The organism is Ewingella sp. C233, assembly GCF_055407225.1.
The window spans coordinates 1,120,004-1,145,476 of record NZ_JBUZRI010000001.1 but is presented as its reverse complement, the minus strand read 5'-3'; the positions used below and the strand labels follow the sequence as shown (position 1 = coordinate 1,145,476).

Sequence of the window (25,473 nt, the reverse complement as noted above, 5' to 3'; positions counted from 1 at the left end):
CCTTTTTAATAATGCGCAGAGTTCACTGCGCATTAAATACCACTCTTTTATTGTGAATATTTTTACTGTATTTCAGCACGAATGGTCGCTGTGGCAGTAAAACTCCCTGTATCTGGTGTATTACCTGTAGTATTGATCGGGAACAGATTGATCTCAGAATTCCCTGTTTGCGTGCTGTAATTCATATTGACTGGCAGATTACCCGTCATCGGTGAAACAGACGCGCCAGTATTGTCCTGGATCCGTACACCAATATCTTTATTTGTGGTGGCAAGTGCGGTCGCATCATCGGCATCAGGCGTCCCCTGGAAGGACAGACTGATTTTTACGCCATCCGAAATATTGCTGCACGCCAGAGTAAGTTGCTGGTTTTTAGGGGTGAAGTTTTTCGCCATAGCCCCTTTGGTCGAAATATCTCCGGCCATAATGTCGCCAAATGGAATATTAATCACACCACCGCCATTGATGACACAGGACTGCGGTACCGTAACCGTACCACTCATATAAACAGTGGCTACCGGTGTTGCTGACTGCGTGCTGCTGTCAGTTGCCACATAAACATCCACCAGCTTAGTGGAAGGGATCGTTTGTACACCCACAAATGGCCGTCTAAAATATAAGGAAATCACGCCCTGCGATCCCGTGGAATAGACCCCACCGGTGCAATTTGCCGATGTGGTATTCCTGTTACTCATGCTGGTAAAGGGTGTGGCGACGTTTCTGCCGATTCCGCCACCAATAAATACGCTGCTCGCTACCCCGAGATACGGGTTTATACCGTAGTAATGCAAGGTTCCGTCGGTGTAGACCTCTCCACCGCTGGTAGGTACCACGGTAGTAATATAAGGCGCAGTATAACTGCCACTGCAACTACAGTTTACGCCATAGTTCTGACCTAACGACCAGGAATACGCCTCGGGGATCACTGTACCTGTCACGTTTTGCGAAGGCTGAGTTAAGTTGTATGTCATGGGAAAGTTAAAAATTTTAGTACCGGACGCAGGCGTGCAACTCGCCGCCTCAGCCCCCTGGCTTATTACATAAGCCGAAATACCCAATCCTAACAACATTAATTTCTTTATTAATCCGGACTTCATCATGCCCCCTGATTTAATATAGACGCCATGAGTGACCGACACAGATTCGCGTTTAGCCATACTCTTTTTATTGAATAACTTCATTTCCCACCTCAGCGGCATTCGCCATTTAAGAGTTGAATGCCTGACGCGACTTCGCCTTCTGGCAGGTTGTAATTAACCTGACAGGTTTCATTTGTCGCGTTGCCCCATTTAGCGGTTAATACTCCAGTCCCGGTCATACCGGACATATAAACTTGTCCACCGTCGCCTACAATATTGCCGTTATCATTCTTGTTTGTTGAATTGGAAACCATCGCGCCGAAGGGCACAGGATTCCCACCTTTCTGTAATAGCGTCATGAGGACACGCTGACCCACATTAGGCATAAAGTCGGCCCGCACCACGGCCCCACGGGTTGGGACCACCGTGGCATTGGTCATGGTCATATCCACATTATCCGGCAAGGTTTCCGTATCCAGAGCAATCTGGTTAGTCCTGTACGGGGTAGCGTAAGGCACCACGGCATAACCACGCCAGTCGGTCGTTACCCCGGTATTTCCGGTGATATTGACATCTTTTGCCCCCGGCGCTTTTACCAGAACCACGGTTTCATTCATTGGCTGAGAGAGTGTCAGACCATTTTCGTGCAGCAGGATCCCGCCTTGTAAGCCGTAGTTCAGACGATCCTGATTGTTGTCATAGCTGTATCCCACGTTGGCTTCGCCGAGGCCGCCTTTATAATCGGCGCTGGCATTACCACTGTAACCCTGCCCCTGACTACCGTAGCCCTCACCAATGCTGTAACTCAGGTTTTGGTCAGCTAAGGCCGTACCGCTCAGACCGAGGTTATTAGTCGTGTTGCCGTTTTTACTGCTACTCATGCTATGCGTGGCGTAAGCGCCCGGTAACCATTTGCTCAACGGAATACTCATGTTGAAAGCAAAGACCTGATCGGTGTAATAGGTACGAGCCCCGTAGCTGTCCGTGCCGTTTTTGTTGTAGGTATAGTTAATGCCGTAAGAGATCCCGTTCCAACTGTTGTTATAACCTAACGCTGCTGATTTATTCGTGCGGTTGTCATTCCAGTACTCCTGCTGAATCAGGCTCAGGGAAATAGCGCCAGCGCCTTCCCATAAGTTCTGGCTCATCGTCAGTTCGGCCCGGCTCTTTTTATGATCTGTATTATCGCTGTTGCTGCTGGTGTAGGTATCCAACGCCTCTTGCAAGGTATAGAAACCTGAAGTCGAATATCGATAACTTGCCAAACTGAAGTTAGTACCTGTCTGAACAAAGCTTTTACCGTAACGCAGACGATAAGATTGCCCGCTGTCTTTAGGGGCATCCTGCAACTTGGTCCAGGCCTGAGTGGCATCCGCAGACAAGGCGCCTATCTCACCCATGTTCTGGCCAAGGCCCGCTGACAGTGATTGGTATTTACTGGCTGTCTGCACGCCGCCATAAACAGTGGCACCGTGGGACAAACCGTAAATTGCCGTTCCCTGCGTAAAGGGCGTGTCATCCACATCATTGTTGTAAGAACGGTACTGACCGCTGGTGAAGCTGTATTTCAAACGCCCTTCACGTTGCAGTACCGGAACGGATGCGAAAGGTACTACCAGATTTTGCTCACTGCCATCAGCCTCTTTGATGGTGACATTCAGGTCACCGGAACCGGCCGTAGGAAAGAGATCAGAAATAGCAAATGGCCCTGGCGGCACGTAGCTTTGGTAAATTACGTATCCATTCTGTTTAATGGTGACCTGCGCATTACTTCGGGCGATACCTCGCACGACTGGCGAGTAACCTTTCATGCTGTCTGGCAGCATGTCGTCATCGGAAGCGATCTGAGCCCCCCTAAAAGGCACGGAGTCAAAAACATCAGAGGGAGAACTGCTGTCTCCCAGAACCAACTGACTCTTCAGCTGCTTAATGTCACGCTGCAAGAAGGTATTGATCGAATCCCAGTGAGTGCCACCATTACTATCCCGATTCCAGGTGGAATAATTACGCAGACGCCATTCACCAAGATTGGCCCCAGAGCGTAAATTTAAATAATAGGTATCGCTGTCTTGTGTGTTGTTATCACGGGCTTTACTGTTTGCTCCGCTAAAGTTGTAGTTCATCAATAATGCAGGAATACCCTCATCCCATTTTTCCGGGGAGACATACCCACGCGCCTGTGAATTCACAGCAACCTGAGGAACACTAATATCAAGGCGCTGCTGATTAAAGCGCAGTTTAGAAGAAGCCTGCGGAATAGCAGCGGGAAGATTTACGCATTTATCGGTCGCATTAATTCCCGGATAGAGGCCAATCTTAACACCCATATCCTGAAGCATTCCCGCACTCAGGCAGGGTTGCAGGCTTTTTTTACCCGTAGCGTCTTTTTCAATAGAGAACGCGATATCTCGGGAGTCAAATATTGAGCCATTAAGATAGATATCGACGCGATATGTTCCAGGTGCCTGGAGTTCTTTATCTTCAAACACCGTTAGATCTGCCTTACCCTGAACTGGATTATCAATTTCCAACAGAGCAGGGTCAAAATATTCGGCGGCATGTGCAGTTCCTGCAACGCCCATCAGCAATGCAACCTGGCATGAAATTAACCAGGCAAGCCGAGAATGTTTGAATCCAGGTGAGCGAGTACTCTTCAGGTTATTCATTCATGTAATTCCATTTTACAGAGCTACCAGCCAGAAACTGGCGTAACAGAAACCGCCCTTCCATATAATGTAGGCGTAACATTTTTCTTATTGACCAGCGTATTCAGGCTTAAAATGCGCCCGTTATTGGTTTGCTGGTTCCACCCCAGTCATTGATGTACTGCCAGCTCAAATTGCTACCATGTACGTTTGCAGGCAGTGCAAATGTCGCGGTAGATTTCGGTGCCACCATCGTTGCGTCTTTAATTAGGGTGCCATTCACGCTCACGTTGTAGAACGTGAAGTAATGGGGAGAGGGATTCGTCACTTGCAGATTGTCACCTGAGCGCTTCCAAGTGATGGTTTTCGCCGTATCTTCAAGCGTACTTTTCAACCCGGCCGGGCGATAAATCAGCTTGATACGTGTTTTAACCGCAATCAGCAGCGTGTTATCTTTTTTCTCAGCCGAAGGGATCGACTTGATATTCATCCAGTAAAGTGATTCTTTGTCCGTCGGCAGATCACCGCCAGCCCGCACAACGCGCAAAATGTTCTGCTGTTCACCATCGAGACGAAATAAAGGCGGCGTGACGATGAACGGCGCTTTATCTGCCTGGTTATGTCCGGACTCTAGTTGCCCATCAACCCAGGATTGAATCAGGTATGAACCTTTGTCCGGGTTATTAACGTTGATTGATGCTTCTTTTTTAGCCCCATCATAGATTACCCGCGTACCACCGATCACCACCCCAGCCTGCGCCGCAGTGCCGATAGTCATCAATAAAGTCGCTATGAATGTCGCTTGCCATGCTTTCATGTTTCATCTGCCCGTCTTGATTATTACCAAAAACCAAGGGCAAAAATCTGCCCTTGGTCTGACTTAACTGATTGACTTAAATCAGAAAGACTTACGGATAAATGATGGTGAACTGAGACACAGCATTTGCAGGACCAGCAGTAACCTTGGCTGCGGTAGAGATATAACGCGCAGTGAAGTCCAAGTTATTAGGACCGGTGCTAACCAGAGCATAAGAAGAAGAGTCGGTATAAAGTGGAACCACTTTATTTTGTGCATCAGAAATCTGAACACCAACACCTGTTGCGATGTTTGCGCCATCAGTCAATGCCAGAACAGTATTGTCGCCTGGAACTTGATTACCATCAAAACGCACGGCTGCGCTGGTTACAGCGGCAGGACAATCTTTAAGTACCAGAGTAAAATGGCTAGAAGAAGCTACGTCGCCTGCTGCTGCGAAAGCAGTGCTCGCGACATTACCCAATGGCACGTCTAAGTTTTTAGCGCTTGAGTCAACGGTACATGCGGTATCAGTGATACTACCTGTGAAGTTAACCTGACCATCAGCGGCAAAAGCAGAAGAGGCGAACGCAGTGGTAGCCAGCAGAGCAACAGCAATGAGATTCTTTTTCATGTAACTTTTCCTATGAACATATGAACATAGCGCTTATCGATTTGAATAAGTCACTATCAATTGTTTTTGACAAAACCTTCTGTCATTCCTTTTTATTTAGTTCGTCTGAGGTCCCCCTCATTAAATAAACACTTGGCTCTTTTACGAAACAAACCAAACGATTCATTTTGAACTAAAGTGACTCCTTTGGATTTAAATGCTGATTTTTGTTGTTTTTTATATTTAAAAGTTTAATTTATCTTCAAAAATCAGCATAAAAAACCAATTAATCGAGCTCGGGTGCAGGCATTAGATTTTCGAGTGAATTGAACGTAAGAAAATACTTAGAGGGGATTTGAGTTTTTTTGAGTAAAAAATAAATCTAAGATATTGATAATAATGATTTTTATTTGTTTTTTCAGCTTGGCAGGGAGGCGGTGTTGACAGAGGTTAGGTACGTCATTAAAGTATGTTCCACTTTAGTTCAAAATGACTCCATTGAAATAATTAATTACATTTTATTCACCAAACTTCTTTAAACCTTTGGGCGTTGCTTGCGGTATATAAAACGGTATTTTGAATATTGCGATGACCTAAATAATCTTGAATTAAGCGTGTATCAATTCCACGGTCAGCTAAAGCAAAACCACAGCCATGCCTTAACATATGGGGATGGGCATTCACGGTCAGATTAGCAATAAGGCTATAATTTCTAATTAACCAATAAATACGCTGTCGGGATAACCGGGTACCTCTGTTGGAGAGAAACAACCAGTCACTGTCAGCCCCACGACATTGTTTTCTTTTAGTGATCCAACGTTGTAGGGATTTCCTTTCTCTTTTATACAGTGGATGAACCGTTGAAAAACCATTTTTCAGGCGATGAATATAAATATTGCTGCCTTCCATATCGATGTCGGACAGCCTCCAGCTGTTGATTTCACTGACGCGGCAGCCATGGATAAAACACATCCAAATCAAGCAATAATCGCGCTCAGCGTTCTTGCTCAGTAGCGTTGCCTCAAGCAGTTTCTCAACTTCAGACGGGGTTAAATATTTACGATTTTTCATAGTGCCTCATCATGTTCACATGTTTCAGAATGTGATTATCAACCCCGGTCAGCCCTCCGCAGAAAACGCTTTTACACGTTTCCAATTGCATTCAAGATTGATAATCCGCATTGAGTATAACGTATTTACCGATCGGTAATAGCCACGTTTTAAATAAGGTTAATGGGGAGATAATTAAATATTGGAAGAATGGAATGAGCGCTAGCACTCGGGGGAATCACTCAATATATCACTCTGTTCATTATATATTTTTTGCTTGCACTGTATTCATTCTATAAAATCTGGTATTCACCATCATGGTAATAAAATAAATATTTATATATGAAACATATTTTTTCATGAAGATACCGCTTCACATAAGCGGAACGACTACTAATTTTTTAAGAAATCAGCCCTTTCCAAAAGGAAAAGGATTCATCAACTGATCATTAATAACTTATCAAGCCGTTATTTATTCTATTTTGTGATAAAATCTTTGAAATAACCTGATATTTTATGACTAAGATTTTTCCAAGACGCACCCTCGCCTTTTTGTGCTGTTATTTTCGATAGATATGCATCATAAAAAATAAAAATGATAAGAGGTGAGATCCCTGCCAAAAAACAGCCAGGGCCCGATGAGTGAGTTGCTGTTAAAGGATATTGACGCATTAAACAATGCGTTAAAGATACGTTGCGCTAGAGGAGTTGAGCGGAATTGGAAAATCAGGGCGCAGGGCGCGCCCTTTTGCATAGAGAAAGGATGACGAATTTACGAAGTATCAGGCTGACAGGCCACCGTCGAGGATCAGCGTCTGTCCGGTCATGTAAGCACTGGCATCGCTGACCAGCCAGGCGACAGCGCCTGCCACTTCGTCAGCCTTACCAAAACGCTTTAAGGGAATGTCTTTACGGATGGATTTTAATTTTTCTATCGGCACGGCCGCCAGCATATCACTTTCGATGTATCCCGGAAGCAGGCAATTAACCCGCACGCCAAACCGGCCCAGTTCGATGGATAACGAACGCCCCAGCCCAATCATTGCCGCTTTACTGGCACCATAAGCGCACTGTCCACTGTTTCCTTTAATACCGGTCACTGAGGACATCATGATTACGGCCCCCTCTCCCTGCTCCATCATTGAAGGCAGCAAGCAATGGTTCCAGTAATAAATAGCATTGAGATTGGTATCCATCACCCGTCGCCAATTATCAGCGTTTTGATAAATATGTAAGGCATCAAACGTCACTCCGGCGTTATGCACAATCGCATAAGGGGCACCATGTCGCTCAAGCAAACCCGCGGCCAGTTCGCTCACGGCCCTTTCGTTTCGCCCGTCACACTGATGACTTTCGACCCAGCCGGGAGAACCTTGACAGGCGAGATGCACGTCAAGGCTCTCTTTTTCGCCCTGATTCCAGGTGAAAACCACGTTCCACTCTTGTACCAGTCGCTGTACGGTGGCTCGCCCGATTCCCCTGCTGCCGCCGGTGACTAAAATCCATTTGTCAGACATGATTTATTTACTGTGCTCGCTGAGGTACTGGCACAATTCGCCAAGGGTGAGATTAGGGCGATCGGTAAACAAATCCGCCTCAACGGAGACGCCAAACTCTTTCTTGGCCAGTACCATCAGTTCGACATAATCCAGACTGTCGAGTTTAAGTTTAAACAGAGGCATTGACGGCGACAGGTCATCCATTTCCAGATCTTTAGCATCACAGAGCATCTCGCAAACTTTGCTGTAAACATTTTCGTATGGCGTCATTTTTTATTCCTTTAAATGATTTTGGTAATTGTGGTGAGTGAATTTTGCTGTTTTGAACCGCTAATTTATGGGTTAGCGCTCTGAATTTTTTCTGGAATTGGCCCGGTTTTCAGTGTGACCGCGGCGGTGAGTAGCGGCACCGCCCCCCGCCACGCCTGAAGGCGAGCACATAGAATCAGTCCTGACGGCTTATCTCCCATAATCAGCGTTGGCAAAATGGCATACCTCAGCGCGTCATAAGGGCGACAATCGTGGTCGATACCGATCAAACTGCGACAAAAATGTATTTCATGATGCGTCTGCACCACCTGCACCTGCGAGAAAATATCGCCCAAACCCATAGCGGGATTATCGCAAAAGAGTTCCGGCAAAATTTCACGCACGGTGTCCAGCGTGGCGGGTGCGTTTAGCAACTGCTGAAAGAGAACCGCATCAAGAAAACTCCACGGCTGAACATGACCGTTATTCACTGCCGGAAACGCAGCGCTCAGCGCTTGCAGAGTTTCACTGGATAAGCAATAAACGACACTCGCCGGTATCAGCTGGGGCATTTGTGCCATCGCCAATTTGCTGCTGATGCAACTCCGCCCCGTGGCAGAGTCGCGCAAGGTGCTGTTCAGTTGCAATTGCGCGTTACGTGTGGACGCGACAATCTTTAATTCGTAATCTGCTTCGCAAATCACCGGTTCGCGCAGTCTGCTGGAAAAAACAAACCCTCCAGACGGGGGCAATGTGTCGATCAAGCACGCGCCCAGCTCTGTCTTGATGTCCAGCAAGGCGCGCATTCCATGAACGCATAATCCGCTGATCCCAAGCTTGGCTGCGGCTTCCATCTCAAAATGAATCGGATTGAAATCGCCGGAAAACGCCGCCCATTGCTGCGCATCTTGCAGGTTATAAGTGAGTTGCATCATTTCCCCCGGCTTATCACCAATGCCGCATTGGCCCCGCCAAAACCAAAGCTGAGGTTTAGCGTGGTATCCAGTTGCCCTGGCCGATGCCTTTCTGCGATATAATCGAGGTCACAGGCAGGATCCGGGTTCTTCAGATGGCAGGTTGCCGGCATCATCTGATGTGCCAGCGCCTGCAAACAGACAATGGATTCGAAACTTCCCGCCGCTGCGATCAGATGACCAGAATAGGATTTCGTGCTTGAGCATGGTGTTGCATAAGCAGCTTCTTCACCGAATGCCAGCTTAATGGATTCGGTTTCGTTGAGGTCATTAAGCGACGTCGAGGTGCCGTGCGCATTGATGTAATCCACGTCTTTTGCCGTAATGCCGGCCTGCTCCAGCGCGCGCTGAATTGTTTTCACCCGGGCGATTTTGTCTTCTGCGGGTGCCGTGAAATCGTAGGCATCGGAGAAATTACCGTATCCGCGGATTTCGCCGAGAATCGTTGCGCCGCGCGCCAGCGCGGATTCGCGCTCTTCCAGACACAAGACTGCTGCACCCTCGCTTAATACAAAACCATTACGCCCCATGCTGAAAGGACAGCAGGCCTGAGTGATATCCTGCTGCTCACTGGCCAACGCGCCGAGCACGTCGATATTCCATACTGCCGAGTCAGACAGCAGTGATTCTCCCGCGCCCGCCAGCATCATTTTTGCCCGGCCGTCACGGATGAGTTCGAACGCATCCCCAATGGCGATGGTGCCCGTCGCGCAGGCGGCAATGGGCGTGTTTTGATAGCCGCGCAGCCCCCATAACAGGCTGACTGCTGCCGTTGCCGAGTTAGGCATTGAAAAAAAGCAGCCAAAGGGTGAACCGACGCCGGTACGGATGAAATCGTCGTAATGCCGTTGAGTCTCGTCCTGCCCGGCCCAACCGGTGCCCATGATCGCGCCACAGTCGAGCAAATCGTAATGTTGTTGCGGATGCCCGTCCCCAAAGGCCATTCGCATCGCTTCCATCGCAGAAGCCAGCGTCAGACGCGCAAAGCGCGGCAGGCGACGACGAATAGCCGCTGGTACAGATTTCAAGTTGGGTTCAATGTCGATAAGCCCGTAAAAACGCGACTTGATCCCGGCGGCGGATTTATCGCAATACCGGTATCCCAGTTGATAATCCATAATCGCCGCCCAGCTTTCAGCTGCCGTCATTCCGAGCGGTGTGACGGCACCATAGCCGGTCACCACCACGCGATGCGGTTGATTATTGTTTTTCATGCGTTATCCCTTTTGCATCATTAATATTGTCTTCTCCACCGCCCAGCGCCAGCCAGAGTTTCATGGTTGAGTTCAGATAGTTGTACTGCGTCTGAACCAGGGCATTTTCGCTGGACAGCAACGAATCCTGTGCATCAAGCAGTGTCTGGAATGAAACATCTCCATAACGGTACTGACTCTGCACCAGTTGAAGCCGCTGTTGGCTCAATTGCAGGTTTTGTAATTGGCTCTGCTTTTCCTGCTGATAGGTCAGGCGTTGTGACATCGCATTATCGATATCCTGAAGTGCGCTATATACCTTGCCGCGAAACTGAATAGCGGCCGTTTGCACGTCGAGTTTTGATTTATCAACCGTCAGCTGCACCGTATTCCATTCGATAAACGGCAAGGACAGCGTCGATCCCAGCGTCCGTACCGGATTGCTAAACCACTGCTGGAAGATGGATGCGCCTGCGCCCAGACTGGCGCTGAGCGTCAGTGATGGATAGAAATTCAGCCGCGCGGCATCGGATCCCGCCAGCGCGGCGCGAAGATTGGCTTCGGCTGACTGCACATCGGGCCGTTTAGCGATAACCTCAAGCGGCAAACGCCGGGCAACAGGAACCGTCTGCTGAATATCCAGCGTGGTCAGCTCAGCCTGACGCTGATTGGGTGAGCGATTAAACAAAATGGCTAATGCGTTACGGGCCTCTTCGCGCTGCTGCTGTAAATCACGCATTCCGTTTTCACGGGTTATCACAGTTTGCTGAGCCTGTAAGTAATCCAGCTTGCCCAGATCGCCCGCATTCCAGCGAGACGTCACCATCTCCAGAGTTTGCCGCGCAATGACCAGACTTTGTTGCTGGTTGGTAATTTGCTGATTGAGGCTGGCTATCTGCCAGTACAACTGCGCAGCGGTGCCAATAATGGTCAACGCCGTTGCCTGCCGGTCCTGCTCGGACGCTTGGACTAACCATTCGGACTGCTCCCGGGTGCGGGCCAGCCGCCCCCAAAGATCCAGTTCGTAAGAGGCCCCAACACTGCTGCTATAAGCCTCAATTGGCGTGGTGGACTGCCGTAGATTTTTGGTGTTCGTGGCCGTACCGGACACAGCAAAATCCGGTGTCATATTGGTATTCGTCAGCCCTGCGGTCAGGCGCGCCTGTTGCAGCGTGATCCCGGCCAGTGCCAGATCGTTATTCGTCTGCAATACCGCGTTAATCATTCGGGACAATTGCGGGTCGCTAAAGTTGTCCCACCAGTGCGGGGAAAATTTCACATAGCCGGTGCCGGTCATCTCCCCCGCCGCCTGCACGCGCCAGGCGGCGGGCACGGACAACATGGGCTGCTGATAATCACTTTTCAATGCTGATCCGCAACCGGTCAGCAAAAGACTCATCATGATAAGCGTTGGGGTTTTCATTCGCGGGCCAGTGCCTCGGTTGGATGAAGGCGCGCCGCGTTGCGGGCCGGGAAGAATCCAAAACCCAACCCGATGAGTGCTGAAAATCCGCACGCCAAAATGATCGGGGGCCAGGTAAAGATCATGGTGAATTGCTGAGTAAACTGAGCAAATATCAGCCCGGCAATACCGGAACCGATGATGCCTATCAGGCCACCAAGTGTGCATATCACCATCGCTTCAATCAGGAATTGCCGCATGATATCGCCCGGACGCGCGCCGACAGAGAGACGAATACCGATTTCATGCGTTCGTTCTGTGACCGAGACCAGCATAATGTTCATGACGCCTACGCCGCCCACCAGCAGGGAGATCCCGGCAATTGCGGTGATCAACAACGTCATGGAATCCGAAGCTTTACGAATGGTTTGAGTCATCTGATCATTGGTCATAGTGAAGAAGTCACGCTGCCCGTGGGCACTATCCAGAAGGCGTTCTACCTGCTTTTGCGCTTCATCAATCGGGTAACCGTCACGAACGCGTAGCGTGATCGATTGCAGCGGAGTATCGCCAGACATACGTTCGCGCAGCGACGTGTAAGGTACCCATGCTTTGAGCATGTCGCCGACGTATTTCGGCCCTTTTTTGTCAGCCACACCAATCACCCTGAATGGCACACCCGACAGCTGAATAATCTCCCCCGCCGGATCTCCGCTGTCAGGGAACAAGGTGCTGCGGATATTCGGGTCGATGATCACCACCGGTTCGCGGTCATCGAGATCGCGCTGAATAAACGCATTGCCCGAGTTGAACGTCAGCCCCTGAACGCGGAAGTAACCGTTGCTCACCCCATAAAGAGAAACCAAAACCTGCTTCCCGCCACGGATCCCCCTGACCGTTTGATTGATCACCGGTGAAAGGCTGTCAACAAAGGGCTGACGCTCAAGCAGCGTCACGTCGTACAACGTTAATGAACGTTCAAAGTCGGGGCGCGGTTTATCCCACCCCTGGCCGGGCTGAATCTCAATGGTACTGGTACCGAGCTGGCTAATCTGGCTGAGAATACTTTGTCTGGCGCCTTCGCCCACTGCCATGGAAGAGACAACCGAAGAGATGCCGATAATAATGCCCAGCATCGATAAAAAGGCGCGGGCGCGATGCCCGAGCAGTGAACGCCACGCCATGCGCACCGCTTCTTTGATACTTTGCCAGGCCGGTGAGCGCCCGGTCGCGACGGCTTTCGGTAACGCCTGCGGGTGGTTCTCCTGCATCACAGCAATATTGGTGCTGTCGGCCAGAATTTCGCCGTCGCGGATCTCCACAATGCGCTGGCATTGTTCCGCAATGCTGCGGTCATGCGTCACAATGATAATGGTGTGCCCGGACTGATGCAGGCCATGCAATATCGCCATTAACTCTTTGCCACTGTTGCTGTCGAGCGCTCCGGTCGGTTCATCGGCCAGAATAATACTGGCCCCGTTCATCAGCGCGCGGGCAATACTGACCCGCTGCTGCTGACCGCCAGAAAGCTGAGACGGGCGGTAGTGCAAACGGCTTTCTAACCCAAGACGGGTCAGCAGTTCTGTCGCCCGCGCCTCGCGCTCAGCAGTTGGCATCGCGGTATAGAGAGCCGGAATGGAGACATTCTCCAGCGCCGTCAGATAGGGCATCAGGTGATAACGCTGGAAAATGAAGCCGATATACTGGCTGCGCAGCTGTGCCAGCTGATCGCTGGTCGCCGTTTGGGTGGGCACGCCCATGATGTGCATTTCGCCCTCTGAAGGCGTATCAAGGCAACCGATGATGTTCATCAGCGTGGACTTTCCGGACCCCGATGCGCCGATGATTGCCAGCATTTCTCCGGCCTGCACGCTGAGCGAAATGTCCTTCAGCACGGTGACGGAAGCATTGCCTGAACCGAAACGGCGCGAAATATGTTTGAGTTCGATGAGAGCCTGACTAGCCATTGCTGACACCCGCCGCGCCATTTTGCTGGGTGACGACCCTATCGCCCTCGTTCAACCCCTCAATGACTTCGGCAAATTGCCGGTCATTAATACCTGTACGTACCCAGCGCTGCTCAATGTTATTGCCACTGAGCACCTGAACCTGATAACGGTCACTGCCCTGTTGCTGCCCCAGGGCAACCACTGGCAGACGCAGGACATTTTTAGCCTGCGCGGTGACGATAAATACCTGAGCAGTCATTGAGGTGCGCAACACATGTTCATGGTTCGGGACAGTGAATACACCGTTGTAATAAATGGCGGAAGGCTGCTGCGAAGAGGAAGCGCTTACAGTGTCATCCTGAAGCGCTTCATTCGGTGCATCCTGCAAGGTTCCCATCTGGCTGTCATAACGATGTTTGGGATCGGCCACCACGTAAAACCACAAAGGCTGACCGACCCGAACCTTGAGGATATCGGTTTCTGAAATACGGGTGTGGACTGCCATCGTATCGACGTCGGCAAGCACGAGGATCGTTGGCGCGGTTTGTGAGGAAACAACGGTTTGCCCTTCTTTGGTCACAATCCCCAGCACCTGACCATCGATAGGCGCCACAATCCGGGTATACCCCAAATTGGCTTTGGCTGTTTCCAGCGCCATTTGCGACTGGACAATCTGTGCTTCGTTGACGTTGATTTGGGCTTTCTGCGTATCAACCTTAGCTTGCGCCTGTTCAAGCGTGCTTTTAGTACCCGAACCCTCGCGGTCCATGCGGAGTTGACGGGTCAGTTCCAATTGATACTGCTTGAGCGTGACGACAGCCGCCTGTGCCTGTGCCACAGCGCTGCGCAGTTCGGCCTCAGATTTACTGAGTTCGCTTTGCTGCAACGTCGGATCAATTTCAGCCAGCAACTGACCTTTCAGTACCCTGTCACCCTGGCGAACATAGAGTTTCTTCAGCTGGCCGTTTACCTGCGCACCAACGTTGACCTGAACAGAGGGCTTGAGAATGCCGGTCGCCAGCACCGTTTTCTCGATATTCCCGCGACTAATCACTTCAGACGCTACAGGCTCATTCCCAGCGCTCATCCGGCTTTGCAGCAAAAAAGCCGCTGCCGCTAACAGAATCACGGCCAACACGATCAGCGCGAACAGAAAAGTACGGCGCGCCGGTTTCCATGACCATTTCATATTGTTGAATAACATCAGGCAGGCTCCCCTTCATTCAGCGGTTCGACCGCCAGAGTGCTCTCGCAGAGTTCCACACGGTACTGGCTCATGCGATAAACATGATCAAACAGCGCCAGCGTGTTTTCACTGTGCGTGACAGTGATAAGAGACTTTTTATACTCACGGCAGTGAGTAATCAGGGTTGTCATTACCTGCCGGGCCATCTCTTCATCAAGATTGGCTGTGGGCTCATCCAACACCAGCACCGGACGGTCACTGTACATGGCACGAGCCAATAGCAGGCGTTGACGCTGCCCTAATGACAATGCGGCGTGGCTTTCACGGATCAGCGCATTTTGCTTACCGGGCAACTGATCAATGACCTCAGCAAGTTTCAGACCTTGCAGAGATTTATCGACACGGGCCTGTTTTTGCGGGTCAAAAGTGGCGTCAAACAGCGTGATGTTTTGCAAGACCGACGCGTTAAACAGGATGTCCTCCTGGCTTTGCAGGAAGAACAGTTTTTGCGCTATCTGGCTGCTGATCATTTTACCGTCAGCCAGAATCTCACCGGTTTTAGGCGCAATCAGTCCCGCAATTACCTTCAACAGCGTGCTTTTACCCGCCCCCGACTCCCCCACAATGGCAATGCACTCGCCCCGTAGCAGCGACACTGACACCCCCTGCAAAACAGGCTTTTGTGGTTCATAGTAAAAACTGATATCTCGATAGGTCAGTTGCCGTGTGAACTGAACGGCAGGCAACAGCGCAGGATGTTGCTCCTCATGGCTGGCCGCTACCGGGAACAGATCGTTAGCTCGGGTGTCGATGACGTGCAGTTGGTTCTTCTGCAAAATAGAAAAGAAAATCTGCGTGATGTAAGCGGTGAAAATCTGGCGAACAAAACTGTAGGCGAAGAATTCTCCCAGAGAAATCACCTCTTCTTTTAAAAGAGGTAATGCCAGCAGCATGAAGAACACCATTTCAAGGCTGCCAATTAACTGGTAAATGCTGCTTTTGACTTGTTCATAGATTTTCTGTTTCTGGCGACATTCAAACAATGACAGTGCATAAGCCGCGAAAATCCCCTGACGCTGACTGCTGAGACCGGCTGATTTAATCGTTGAAAAACCCTGAATGGTTTCCAGAAGGAAGTCGCTCTGCTCCGCGCTTTTTACCTGCATCTGCTGGGTATAAAAACGGTCACGGTATATGGCCCAAACGCTGACCAACCCCATCAAGGTCACGCCGACCGCAGAGACCATCGCCAACAGCGGACTGATGTAGCACATCACGCCCAGAGCAATGGCACCCACGACCCAGTTAGTACGCAGACCGTTATCCAGTTCAATCTTAGCGGCGGCGGCCAACTGCCAGTTGGAGAAACGGCTGTAGATTTCTCCTGGGCTACGTTTATCGAAAAAGGAGAGAGAGTTACTGAGCAGGCGCGAAAAACCGGCGACACTTTGCAATACCACAAATCGTTTGATAAACCGCTCTGTAATGCTGCGCACCGCAAAAGCCAACCCGGTGGAGATAACAAAGGCCAACAAATAGTAGAAGTAAGGGAAGTCGGTTTTCCCCCCCGACGAAAACACATTATTGATGGCGCTGCTGACCATCACCGGCATGATAAACAGCGTCAGCGATACCAGAAATGCCAACATCATCAGGCTATAAATCCCTTTGATACCCGCCGTCTGTTTCATACTCATGCATTCGAGCGCGCGAAAGCGCCGGGTGCGCTTCATTGCCGCCAGCGCCTGAGGGTCGGGTTGGGTATCAGGATCAACCACCAGCGCATAACCGCTGATTTCAGATTTGAGCGCCGCAATCGGCAATATTTGTTCGCCAATGGCGGGGTTCATCAGGCAGACGTAGCTGCCCTGCCGACGGGTCAGCAGCACATAGTGACTTGCACCGTAATGCAGGATCGCAGGTAAAGGCAGCTCAGATAATTCATCGTGGTCAAACGCCACCGGATACACCGGGATCGCCAACTCAGATAAGATTTCACACAATGTTGATAAGGCTGTGCCGTAAGCAGATGCGGGATATCTTTCGCGCAAGACGTCCAGCGGAGCGCTGATACCCTGTGTTTCTGCCAGCATGGAAATACATGCCAGGCCGCACTCATTCGTCTCGCCCTGATAAACTAACTTGGGAATGATATTGTCCATAATCTACTGCCTTACCTTCCTGTTTAACTTCTTTGGTGTTTGACTTCTTCGGTGTTGGAGTACCGTCCTTTATTAATTCATTACTCATTAATAAAAAACAGAGAGTGGGCATGCCAGAGCATCCAGTCAGTAGAATGTTCACTAATAGATTGCTCAATAATTCCCGGCATCATTTCTTTGACTTTTTTTGCCGACACGGGAGGATAGATTTTTATTCTTATTCCGCCATCAAAATAAAGATGATAAAAAACCACCTGCGCTGACATTACGCGTGAAAGGCGAATGATCCCGCTGTGTAATTTTGCCGGTAGCCCGAATATCCTGCATGAGAATTTAGCGGCAGAATCCTTATTGGCCGTATGAGTGAAATCCGGCGTGATATCTGGAAACAATATGATATTGCGTTTCCTTTCGGCCGCCTCCATCACTGCCGACATAAGATTTCCGGCCATGCTTTTATTGTCATCGTGAATAGAGCAGTAAGAGAGGTCCAGCCCCCCTAACGTCCTGCGTTCCTCTTCCGGGTGCGCATTGGCACTGATGGAGGTAATGACCGTCGCTTTATACGGGTAAACGCCCGCCGCGACCATGGTAGTCAATACGTCAGATACCATATGCAACGGCGCCAGCATCACGGCGTGGCCTTGCTGGTGCAGCGGTTCCACCACCGCATTTAACTGCGCGGTGCATTCTGCGAGTTCCCGTAAAGCACGCGGGTTTTGACCGTAAGTCACCGCTTTTACCAACCACTTTCGCCGTTGCGTCTGCCAGGTGTAATTCAGTTTTTTTCCATCATCCAATAAACACTTTTTATTGGCATGAGCCACCGCCGTCCGCATTCTGGTATCGTGACTTGTCAGCCGCAAAAAGCGGCCAACATGCGCAAGATAAAAGATCCGTCGATAATCAATACGTCGCAGAAGTAAACATGATGCCCTGCTGCTCATCAGTCGAAGTTTATCTAATAAGACCAGCAGTCTGATGAACACATTTTCCCATCCCAGCAATAACCACAGGGTAATGGATTTCATTATTTCTCCAGCGGCTTATCATTTTCTAACAGAGACAGCAGTTGGTCTGAGAAATCCGGGAATGGGCGGTCCTGAATCGCAACCCATTTCTTGTTAATAATGAAAGTGGGCGTCGCGGTGATATTATATTGTTGCGTCACACGGGTCATATAATTTAACAAGGATTTCACGTCTTGCGACTGACTGATTTTGTCGTACTGCGCAATATCAATATTGTTTTCTTTTAGCCACAGATCACGTTGGGTTTTATCGCTTAAGTCGACGCTGTTCTTCATCACTGCCTCATAGGCACTTTCGCGATGTTCAGCTTCAATACCCATGATTTGTAAAGTGGCAAAAACCGGAGCGTAACGGGCCAGACCGCCCTGCCCATCAAGGCTCATATGCAGATGGACCAGTTTTTTACCTGCGGGTAAACGTTTCTCAAGTTCCTGAATATCTTTTTCATGCAGCGCACAAAAGTGGCAACCGTATGAGAAGATCTCAACAATATCGTCCCCGTCTTTTACCGTACTGCTGGCGGCTTGTTCTGCGGTGAGAGAGGCTAACGTTTTCTCCGGTGGCTCAACGTGTTGGTTCAAAATAAAGTAATGAAACCAGGCCGTCGTGATTAGTGCCGAAATAGTCGCCACAAAGACAGTATAAGCGAGGATATGAGTTATTTTTTTGCGCATGGGATAATAGCGTCCTTGCAAGCGAAGCGGAATATTACATCATCACCCTTAGTGTTAATCATGCTATTGCAGGAATACATGAAACGGCAGGAGGACGAGAGTACGAAGAAATTCTGATAGGCAGGTGTTGTATAATTAAATACAACACCTGCCATTATAGTTAACTTTTGTTAGCTATAACTCACGTTTAATCAGTTAGCTGAACCACAGTTAATGATATTAGTCGCTGTGTAAGTCTTCGTCACAACACCGCATTTGTCAGTACAGGTTTTAACTGCGCTACACACTGTGTTGCCGCCAACCAGAGTCATTTCAAAGCTATTAACGCAAGTATTACAAGTGCCGCCAACGATGGTAGAAGCTTCTGACAAATTGATTTTTTTCATGTGTAATATCCTTATAGAAAACAATTTAATTGATTACTGCCATAGGCCATATAAGACCCGATCTGTATTCCCCAATGGCTTTAAAAGCCAGAGGAAAACATTTATTTACGGATTCGCTACAAATTATTAAATAATTATCGAATCACGTAATGCGGCGCAGTATAGCGATCGAGTTTTCAGGGATCAATAGTATTTTCTCTCGAATAATTGTGAAAAATCATTAATACAGGGATCTCAAAGAAGGATATTTCTTATGTTTAATTAAGCATAAGAAACATCTTTTTTTAGAGCACTGAAATAATTGGGAGTCATCTGGAAAAAACACCAAGGAATATTCTCATTAACACATGGGATCACAGGATCCTACTGAAGAATTTATTTTACCGCGGAGGGAGGAAAGAGAGGGATTACGCCATCCGCTTGGGTGGTACATGCAAACGGATGGCGCAAAAATCAGCGGTGGTGAGCATAGAGACGCTCACCTTTAACCGGGAAAGCCTGTTATTTGAATCAGAAACCAAGGCTGTCGAGCAAGTCATCCACCTGTTCCTGACTGGCAACAACGCCCACGCCTGCCGTATTGAGTTGCGGACCATTGAGCAGACCGTCGCTCTCTTTTTTGATTCGGGTCTGCTGTTCCGGGATGTTCTCCATCAGCACCATCAGGAGCTGGTTTTCAATTTCCTGCACCACGGTCATCATGCGTTTGATCACCTGACCGGTGAGGTCCTGGAAATCCTGCGCCATCATAATTTCCAGCAACTGTGCATTCGTGAAGCTGGTGTGTTCCGGCACTTCTTTGAGGTAGCTGCGGGTATCAGTCACCAGTTCGCGGGCATCCGACAGTTCGATAGGATTTTCGAACCACAGGTCCCAGCGTGCGTCGAGCTTTTTGGCCGCCGATTCCAGTTTATTCTGGCGCGGCTGCGCGGCTTCCACGCAGTTGAGTGCACGCTCGGCCGCCTGAGCGGTCATGGTCACCACGTAGTCCAGACGATCGCGCGCATCGGGGATGGCTTCCGCCGCCTGAGCGATGGCCTGATCCAGCCCCAGTTCACGCATACTGTCGCGCAGCATACGGGTCAGTTGCCCGATGCGGGCGATAATCTCGCCCGCGGTTGCCGCATCATTTGCGGGCATTATTATTCCCGGAGAATTTAAGTCAGCCATATCTGCTCCTACATGCCCAATTTTTCAAAAATTTTGCCGAGCTTCTCTTCCAGCGTTGCCGCTGTAAATGGTTTCACAACGTAGCCGCTGGCTCCGGCCTGCGCTGCCGCCACGATATTTTCTTTCTTGGCTTCGGCAGTCACCATCAGCACCGGCAATTTCGCCAGCGCGGCATCACCACGAATGGTTTTCAGCAGGTCCAGACCATCCATGTTAGGCATGTTCCAGTCGGATACCACGAAGTCAAAACCACCACCGCGCAATTTGTTCAGCGCATCAACGCCGTCTTCCGCTTCTTCTACGTTCTGAAACCCCAGCTCTTTAAGCAGGTTGCGCACGATGCGACGCATGGTAGAAAAGTCGTCTACAACCAAAAATCGCAGGTTTGGATCGGCCATTTTATGCTCCTAAAATTCTGTTTTCGTTCAGCCCTGTACGGTCTGAAAATTAAATACGTAACGCCTGTCCGGCTGATATTTGTGCCAGCATGCGCTGGCTAATTTGGCTGAGGTCGATCACTTCATTGACCCCGCCGGTGGCAATGGCCTCGCGAGGCATTCCAAACACCACACAACTGGCTTCGTTCTGCGCCAGGGTATAAGCCCCGGCGCGATGCATCTCCAGCATGCCGGCGGCGCCGTCATTGCCCATTCCCGTCAGGATCACCCCGACGGCATTGCGTCCGGCGAACTGCGCCACCGAACGGAATAACACGTCAACCGACGGGCGATGGCGGTTAACCGCCGGGCCGTCGTTCAACTTAACCTGATAGTTTGCCCCGCTGCGGGTCAGCTCCATATGCCGGTCACCTGGCGCAATATAGGCATGGCCTGGCAATACGCGCTCGCCGTCTTCCGCTTCTTTCACCGTGATCTGACACAATTTGTTCAGCCGGTCGGCGAACGAACGGGTGAATCCCGGCGGCATATGCTGGGTGATCATCAGCGCCGGGCAGGTCGGTGGCAAAGGCTGCAATACGTGGCGGATAGCCTCAGTACCGCCGGTCGACGAGCCAATCGCGATCAGCTTTTCGCTGCTGAGCAGCGGCGTATGGCTTAGCATGCGGGGCTGGTCGAGATTGACGCTTTTATTCAGCCGCGCTTTAGACGCAGTGCGGATTTTGTCGGCAATCAGTTCGCTGTAGGCCAGCATCCCTTCGCGGATCCCGAGCTGCGGCTTGGTCACAAAATCAATCGCGCCCAGTTCCAGCGCGCGCAGGGTAATTTCCGAGCCCTTACCGGTCAACGAGGAGACCATGACGACCGGCATCGGACGCAGACGCATCAGTTTTTCGAGGAAATCCAGCCCATCCATGCGTGGCATTTCGACGTCCAGCGTCAGCACCTGAGGGTTGAATTTCTTAATCAGGTCACGCGCAACCAGCGGATCCGGCGCGGTGGCGACCATTTCCATGTCGGGATGGCTGTTGATGATCTCTGTCATCAGCTGACGCATCAGCGCCGAGTCATCGACACTCAACACTCTGATTTTATTCATTACCTCTCCTTGGCGAGGCCGTAAACTGTTTGGCCGCGCAAATAAAATTCCCTGCTGATCTGACTGAAATTCTCGGAATGCCCGGCAAACATCAGGCCGCCCGGTTTAAGTAACGGAACAAATCGGCGCAAAATGGCTTCCTGTGTCTCTTTATCAAAGTAGATCATCACGTTACGGCAAAAAATGGCGTCAAAGGGGCCGTTGAGTTGCCACTGGCTTGCCAATAAATTGAGCTGCTGGAAAGCCACCATCTGCGCCAGTTCCGGACGGATACGCACCAAACCCGAGTGCGGACCGGTGCCTTTGAAAAAGAATTTCTGCATCTGCTGCGCGCTCAGCGTGCGCAACTCTTCCTGACGGTAAACACCGGCGGTCGCCTTTTCCAACACCTGCGTATCAATGTCGCTGGCCTGAATTTTACAGGTCGCCATGCGCGGTCCGAGGGCTTCGCTCAGCGTCATCGCGATGGAATATGGCTCTTCTCCGGTGGAGGCCGCCGTACTCCATACGCTGTAATTATTCGGGCGTGAACGGGCATGTTCAGCCAGAATCGGGAAGTGATGAGCTTCGCGAAAGAACGCCGTCAGGTTGGTGGTCAGCGCATTGATAAACGCCTGCCATTCCGCACTGTTGGCATCACTTTCCAGCATCACCAGATACTGCCCGAAATCATTGATCCCTAATAACCGCAGGCGGCGCACCAGACGGTTATAAACCATCTCCCTTTTGTGGTTTGCCAGCACAATACCGGCACGCTGATAAATCAGTTCACTGATGCGGCGGAAATGGGTATCCGACAGCGGTAAACGCTGGATCATCTGCGCCATAATCGACGCAGTGTCGGCACTCTGACTTGGATTAGGAGCACTCATACGGCGGACCCCTTAAACGGACAGACTCTGTTGTTGTTACCCAATTGGCTTTCTTCCTTCACTGACTCACCAGAGGCAGAAGCTGCCTCTGTCATACCGTTTTGCTCACTGCATCGATCAGAATGTTTCCCAGTTCTCCGTCATGTTGCTTTCTGCCGGACGTGTTCCCGACAGATTAGGGCTCAGTAATGGCGCACGCGCTGAACTTGAACCAGGGCGCACCACGTTGACCTGATGTTTGCCGAGGGTAAATACCGCGACGGATTGGGTCAGTAAACTGGCTTGTTCTTCCAGCGCAGCAGAGGCCGAGGCGGACTCTTCCACCAGCGAGGCGTTCTGCTGGGTGACGCGGTCCATTTCTGTAATGGCCTGCGCAACCTGCTCGATTCCACGGCTCTGCTCGTCAGAAGCGGAGGTGATTTCACCCATGATGTCGGTCACGCGGGTGACAGCGCTGACCATATCACTCATGGTCTCACCGGCGCTTTCGGCCAGAACGGAACCGGTATTAATGCGGCTGACGGAGTCATCGATCAGGCCTTTGATCTCTTTGGCGGCCTGAGCACTGCGCTGTGCCAAACTGCGCACTTCACCTGCGACCACGGCAAAACCGCGTCCTTGCTCACCGGCACGGGCGGCTTCTACCGCAGCGTTCAGCGCCAGAATGTTAGTCTGGAAGGCAATGCCGTCGATAACGCCAGTGATGTCGGTAATTTTCTTCGAGCTGGCGGCAATATCGCTCATGGTCTGCACCACGTTCGACACCACTTTCCCACCCTTCTGTGCCGTTTCCGAGGCGCTCAACGCCAGCTGGCTGGCCTGACGGGCATTTTCGGCGTTCTGTTTCACGGTTGCGGTCAGCTGTTCCATACTGGCAGCGGTCTCTTCCAGAGAAGAGGCCTGCTGTTCGGTACGGGAAGACAGGTCATTGTTACCGGCTGAGATTTCGCTCGCACCGCTGTAGATCGCATCTGCACCCTGACGGACACCAGAAACGGTGCGGATCAGTTCGTCCTGCATATCGCGCAGACTTTCCGCCAACTGGCCGATTTCGTTACGGCTGGTGACAGTGATCTCCTGCGTCAGGTCACCACGGGCGATGTGGCGGATGTTCTCAACCAGTGAACGCAGCGGATGGACCAGAATGCGTTGCACACCAAGCCATGCCAGTGCGATGAACAGAATCAGTATGGCCAGAATCACACCCAGCACCCACACTGCGTGGTTAAAGGAGTTTTCGCTGACGTGTACCGCAACGTTGTACAACTGGTCGTTCTGATTAATGTAATTGACGAAGGCTTTTTCGAATCCGTCCTGATATTTCTGGGTCGGTTGCTCGAAGAAGTCATTGATACGGCCGATGCCGATCAGGCTAATCAACTCACTCAGCGCGCCATTCAATACTTCGTATTGCTTTTTAACGTCTGCCGCATACGCCGGATTCTGGCTGGCATCAGCAGGAATTTTCAGGTAGTTGGCATAGTGTTCCGCGGCCACCTTCAGATCTTTCTGCGCGGCTTCGGTCAGTTCTTTTACCGTCGCCCCGCTGCCCATCTGATTGGCATCGAGCATGAAACGGATACCCGCACGGTTAAGCGTGTTACGGGTCTGCAATAGGTAAACCCAGCTGGCATTCAGCTCGGCCTGTTGTAAACGAATTTGTTGAGAGGTAGAGAAGTTGTCTTTATCGGTTTTCAGCGACTTGAAGAACAGTCCGCCAGAAATCAACTGTAAGGCACCGAATACCACCAGTAAGATCACGATGGCCGTGACCACTTTCATACGGTTAAACATGTTGTTCCTTTTTCAATGTGATTCATCTAGAAGGGTTATCGGCAGGGGAAGTGAGAACTTCATACCGCTTTTGAAAAAGCGGTGGAAAACTTTGGTTCAGCTTTGGGAAAGCTGGCAAACTTCTTTTGAATTCAAATTCAAATTCAAGGTCAAGACCTTGGGCTGCCGCCCAAACTGGCCTTAAGGCCCGCAGTCGCTCGGGCCTTAAGAATCCGAGCTTTTTTAACTGCGCGCTATCGCTGAATCGGGATGGCCGTGTTTCAGGTATCTCAGCGATAGCCGCAAAATGTCAGCCCTAGCGGGCTTCCCGGCTGCGGGTTTGAGCCAACGGTAAAGACGTTGTCTCGCCACCGACTTGCTGGTGACATTTTTGAACGCGGCCGAAGCTTCTTTAAATTCAAAACCAGCACGATGCTTGTCTTTAAAAATGTCGAAGCCGCATTCAAAACGACGTCGAGTGAGAGGCGCAAAACCGCGAGTCTTTTTACGCGGGTTGAAGCCCGAAATGAGAGGACCGCGAAGCGGCGGAGTTTGCGGCTATAACCGCGGTACCTGAAACACGGCCATTGTGACCAGCGCAGCTGCTGTTTTTGAAGAGCTCGGAGTCCAGAGGGCCGAGCGACTGCGGCCCTCTGGTCGGTGTGGGCCGACGCCCACGACCTAGAAGTTGAAGTTGAAGTTGAAGTTGAATTTAAAAGCGTCAGTGGGCCGCCGCCCACAAACAAAAGTTATGCTTTTGCCACGCTTTCAATCAACTCCATTTCTTCGCTGCTCAGCAACTTCTCGATATCAACCAGGATCAGCATACGGTCACCCAGTGAGCCGAGGCCGGTCAGGTATTCGGTGGATAACGTCACGGCGAATTCCGGCGCCGGGCGGATCTGTTCCTGGGTCAGTGACAGCACGTCGGAAACGCCGTCAACCACGATACCGACTACGCGATTTTCAAAATTCAGTACGATAACCACGGTATTTTCGTTGTAGACCACGTTCTTCTGGGCGAATTTCACCCGCAGATCGATGATCGGCACAATCACACCGCGCAGGTTGGTAACACCTTTGATGAAAGCCGGGGTATTGGCAATCCGGGTGACCTGATCATAACCACGGATCTCCTGCACTTTGAGGATATCAATGCCATATTCTTCGTCGCCCAGTGTAAAAATAAGGAATTCCTGTCCTACTGTTTCACCCGCCATTTTCGCCACGGTTGCAAGTCCTGCCATGTTGTTCACCCTTCAATCGGTCGGAT

General features: G+C 50.5%; 22 protein-coding genes. All 22 read right to left on the bottom strand.

Features of this window, described 5'->3' with window-relative positions:
- Positions 1 to 62: 62 nt before the first annotated feature.
- The gene (locus ACZRKO_RS05230) at positions 63 to 1,181 is read right to left on the bottom strand and encodes a fimbrial protein (RefSeq protein ID WP_463736167.1); all 1,119 of its coding nucleotides are present in this window, start codon (positions 1,179 to 1,181) and stop codon (positions 63 to 65) included.
- Between the two features lie 8 nt (positions 1,182 to 1,189).
- On the bottom strand, positions 1,190 to 3,745 hold the full coding sequence (locus tag ACZRKO_RS05225) for a fimbria/pilus outer membrane usher protein (RefSeq protein WP_463736166.1): 2,556 nt from the start codon (positions 3,743 to 3,745) through the stop codon (positions 1,190 to 1,192).
- Between the two features lie 109 nt (positions 3,746 to 3,854).
- Positions 3,855 to 4,541 (bottom strand): fimbrial biogenesis chaperone, encoded by a 687-nt coding sequence (locus ACZRKO_RS05220; protein WP_463736165.1) that lies wholly within the window; start codon positions 4,539 to 4,541, stop codon positions 3,855 to 3,857.
- Positions 4,542 to 4,632: 91 nt separating this feature from the next.
- The gene (locus tag ACZRKO_RS05215) at positions 4,633 to 5,154 is read right to left on the bottom strand and encodes a fimbrial protein (RefSeq protein ID WP_463736164.1); all 522 of its coding nucleotides are present in this window, start codon (positions 5,152 to 5,154) and stop codon (positions 4,633 to 4,635) included.
- A 501-nt stretch (positions 5,155 to 5,655) separates the two neighbouring features.
- Entirely contained in the window at positions 5,656 to 6,204 is a 549-nt protein-coding gene (locus ACZRKO_RS05210) for a tyrosine-type DNA invertase (RefSeq protein WP_463736163.1), read from the bottom strand.
- Positions 6,205 to 6,965: 761 nt separating this feature from the next.
- Entirely contained in the window at positions 6,966 to 7,700 is a 735-nt protein-coding gene (locus ACZRKO_RS05205) for an SDR family NAD(P)-dependent oxidoreductase (protein ID WP_463736162.1), read from the bottom strand.
- 3 nt (positions 7,701 to 7,703) lie between these two features.
- A complete protein-coding gene (locus tag ACZRKO_RS05200; RefSeq protein WP_463736161.1) occupies positions 7,704 to 7,952 on the bottom strand; it encodes an acyl carrier protein in 249 nt (82 codons plus the stop codon).
- A 65-nt stretch (positions 7,953 to 8,017) separates the two neighbouring features.
- The gene (locus tag ACZRKO_RS05195; protein WP_463736160.1) at positions 8,018 to 8,866 is read right to left on the bottom strand and encodes a MaoC/PaaZ C-terminal domain-containing protein; all 849 of its coding nucleotides are present in this window, start codon (positions 8,864 to 8,866) and stop codon (positions 8,018 to 8,020) included.
- On the bottom strand, positions 8,863 to 10,119 hold the full coding sequence (locus tag ACZRKO_RS05190) for a beta-ketoacyl-[acyl-carrier-protein] synthase family protein (protein ID WP_463736159.1): 1,257 nt from the start codon (positions 10,117 to 10,119) through the stop codon (positions 8,863 to 8,865). The genes ACZRKO_RS05195 and ACZRKO_RS05190 overlap by 4 nt, the downstream gene beginning before the upstream one ends.
- Entirely contained in the window at positions 10,106 to 11,521 is a 1,416-nt protein-coding gene (locus tag ACZRKO_RS05185; RefSeq protein WP_463736158.1) for an efflux transporter outer membrane subunit, read from the bottom strand. The genes ACZRKO_RS05190 and ACZRKO_RS05185 overlap by 14 nt, the downstream gene beginning before the upstream one ends.
- The gene (locus tag ACZRKO_RS05180) at positions 11,518 to 13,467 is read right to left on the bottom strand and encodes a MacB family efflux pump subunit (protein WP_463736157.1); all 1,950 of its coding nucleotides are present in this window, start codon (positions 13,465 to 13,467) and stop codon (positions 11,518 to 11,520) included. Before ACZRKO_RS05180 ends, ACZRKO_RS05185 begins: the two co-directional genes overlap by 4 nt.
- Complete coding sequence (locus ACZRKO_RS05175; protein WP_463737475.1) at positions 13,460 to 14,638, bottom strand: efflux RND transporter periplasmic adaptor subunit; 1,179 nt, start codon at positions 14,636 to 14,638, stop codon at positions 13,460 to 13,462. Before ACZRKO_RS05175 ends, ACZRKO_RS05180 begins: the two co-directional genes overlap by 8 nt.
- 14 nt (positions 14,639 to 14,652) lie before the next feature.
- Entirely contained in the window at positions 14,653 to 16,797 is a 2,145-nt protein-coding gene (locus ACZRKO_RS05170) for a peptidase domain-containing ABC transporter (protein WP_463736156.1), read from the bottom strand.
- Between the two features lie 80 nt (positions 16,798 to 16,877).
- On the bottom strand, positions 16,878 to 17,828 hold the full coding sequence (locus tag ACZRKO_RS05165; RefSeq protein WP_463736155.1) for a lysophospholipid acyltransferase family protein: 951 nt from the start codon (positions 17,826 to 17,828) through the stop codon (positions 16,878 to 16,880).
- Positions 17,828 to 18,502, bottom strand: a complete 675-nt coding sequence (locus ACZRKO_RS05160) for a DsbA family protein (RefSeq protein ID WP_463736154.1) — start codon at positions 18,500 to 18,502, stop codon at positions 17,828 to 17,830. The genes ACZRKO_RS05165 and ACZRKO_RS05160 overlap by 1 nt, the downstream gene beginning before the upstream one ends.
- Positions 18,503 to 18,693: 191 nt before the next feature.
- Entirely contained in the window at positions 18,694 to 18,888 is a 195-nt protein-coding gene (locus tag ACZRKO_RS05155) for a DUF4762 family protein (protein ID WP_463736153.1), read from the bottom strand.
- A 510-nt stretch (positions 18,889 to 19,398) separates the two neighbouring features.
- Entirely contained in the window at positions 19,399 to 20,028 is a 630-nt protein-coding gene (cheZ, locus tag ACZRKO_RS05150; protein ID WP_463736152.1) for a protein phosphatase CheZ, read from the bottom strand.
- Between the two features lie 38 nt (positions 20,029 to 20,066).
- The gene (cheY, locus tag ACZRKO_RS05145) at positions 20,067 to 20,456 is read right to left on the bottom strand and encodes a chemotaxis response regulator CheY (RefSeq protein ID WP_463736151.1); all 390 of its coding nucleotides are present in this window, start codon (positions 20,454 to 20,456) and stop codon (positions 20,067 to 20,069) included.
- 49 nt (positions 20,457 to 20,505) lie between these two features.
- A complete protein-coding gene (locus ACZRKO_RS05140; protein WP_463736150.1) occupies positions 20,506 to 21,555 on the bottom strand; it encodes a protein-glutamate methylesterase/protein-glutamine glutaminase in 1,050 nt (349 codons plus the stop codon).
- Positions 21,555 to 22,427 (bottom strand): protein-glutamate O-methyltransferase CheR, encoded by an 873-nt coding sequence (gene cheR / locus ACZRKO_RS05135; protein ID WP_463736149.1) that lies wholly within the window; start codon positions 22,425 to 22,427, stop codon positions 21,555 to 21,557. The genes ACZRKO_RS05140 and cheR overlap by 1 nt, the downstream gene beginning before the upstream one ends.
- A gap of 117 nt (positions 22,428 to 22,544) precedes the next feature.
- Entirely contained in the window at positions 22,545 to 24,221 is a 1,677-nt protein-coding gene (locus ACZRKO_RS05130) for a methyl-accepting chemotaxis protein (RefSeq protein WP_463736148.1), read from the bottom strand.
- A 728-nt stretch (positions 24,222 to 24,949) separates the two neighbouring features.
- Positions 24,950 to 25,447 carry a chemotaxis protein CheW gene (gene cheW / locus ACZRKO_RS05125; protein ID WP_463736147.1) on the bottom strand — a complete coding sequence of 166 codons (498 nt, stop codon included), beginning with the start codon at positions 25,445 to 25,447 and terminating at the stop codon, positions 24,950 to 24,952.
- Positions 25,448 to 25,473 lie beyond the last annotated feature (26 nt).

Bases quoted from the DNA above. Each gene is read 5' to 3' on its own strand.
- ACZRKO_RS05190 (WP_463736159.1), bottom strand. From the start codon at position 10,119: ATGAAAAACAATAATCAACCGCATCGCGTGGTGGTGACCGGCTATGGT.
- ACZRKO_RS05170 (WP_463736156.1), bottom strand. From the start codon at position 16,797: ATGGACAATATCATTCCCAAGTTAGTTTATCAGGGCGAGACGAATGAG.
- ACZRKO_RS05155 (WP_463736153.1), bottom strand. From the start codon at position 18,888: ATGAAAAAAATCAATTTGTCAGAAGCTTCTACCATCGTTGGCGGCACT.
- ACZRKO_RS05160 (WP_463736154.1), bottom strand. From the start codon at position 18,502: ATGCGCAAAAAAATAACTCATATCCTCGCTTATACTGTCTTTGTGGCG.
- ACZRKO_RS05195 (WP_463736160.1), bottom strand. From the start codon at position 8,866: ATGATGCAACTCACTTATAACCTGCAAGATGCGCAGCAATGGGCGGCG.
- ACZRKO_RS05185 (WP_463736158.1), bottom strand. From the start codon at position 11,521: ATGAAAACCCCAACGCTTATCATGATGAGTCTTTTGCTGACCGGTTGC.
- ACZRKO_RS05210 (WP_463736163.1), bottom strand. From the start codon at position 6,204: ATGAAAAATCGTAAATATTTAACCCCGTCTGAAGTTGAGAAACTGCTT.
- cheR (WP_463736149.1), bottom strand. From the start codon at position 22,427: ATGAGTGCTCCTAATCCAAGTCAGAGTGCCGACACTGCGTCGATTATG.
- ACZRKO_RS05230 (WP_463736167.1), bottom strand. From the start codon at position 1,181: ATGAAGTTATTCAATAAAAAGAGTATGGCTAAACGCGAATCTGTGTCG.
- ACZRKO_RS05165 (WP_463736155.1), bottom strand. From the start codon at position 17,828: ATGAAATCCATTACCCTGTGGTTATTGCTGGGATGGGAAAATGTGTTC.
- ACZRKO_RS05225 (WP_463736166.1), bottom strand. From the start codon at position 3,745: ATGAATAACCTGAAGAGTACTCGCTCACCTGGATTCAAACATTCTCGG.
- ACZRKO_RS05180 (WP_463736157.1), bottom strand. From the start codon at position 13,467: ATGGCTAGTCAGGCTCTCATCGAACTCAAACATATTTCGCGCCGTTTC.
- ACZRKO_RS05175 (WP_463737475.1), bottom strand. From the start codon at position 14,638: ATGAAATGGTCATGGAAACCGGCGCGCCGTACTTTTCTGTTCGCGCTG.
- cheW (WP_463736147.1), bottom strand. From the start codon at position 25,447: ATGGCAGGACTTGCAACCGTGGCGAAAATGGCGGGTGAAACAGTAGGA.
- cheZ (WP_463736152.1), bottom strand. From the start codon at position 20,028: ATGCCCGCAAATGATGCGGCAACCGCGGGCGAGATTATCGCCCGCATC.
- ACZRKO_RS05215 (WP_463736164.1), bottom strand. From the start codon at position 5,154: ATGAAAAAGAATCTCATTGCTGTTGCTCTGCTGGCTACCACTGCGTTC.
- ACZRKO_RS05220 (WP_463736165.1), bottom strand. From the start codon at position 4,541: ATGAAAGCATGGCAAGCGACATTCATAGCGACTTTATTGATGACTATC.
- ACZRKO_RS05140 (WP_463736150.1), bottom strand. From the start codon at position 21,555: ATGAATAAAATCAGAGTGTTGAGTGTCGATGACTCGGCGCTGATGCGT.
- ACZRKO_RS05130 (WP_463736148.1), bottom strand. From the start codon at position 24,221: ATGTTTAACCGTATGAAAGTGGTCACGGCCATCGTGATCTTACTGGTG.
- ACZRKO_RS05200 (WP_463736161.1), bottom strand. From the start codon at position 7,952: ATGACGCCATACGAAAATGTTTACAGCAAAGTTTGCGAGATGCTCTGT.
- cheY (WP_463736151.1), bottom strand. From the start codon at position 20,456: ATGGCCGATCCAAACCTGCGATTTTTGGTTGTAGACGACTTTTCTACC.
- ACZRKO_RS05205 (WP_463736162.1), bottom strand. From the start codon at position 7,700: ATGTCTGACAAATGGATTTTAGTCACCGGCGGCAGCAGGGGAATCGGG.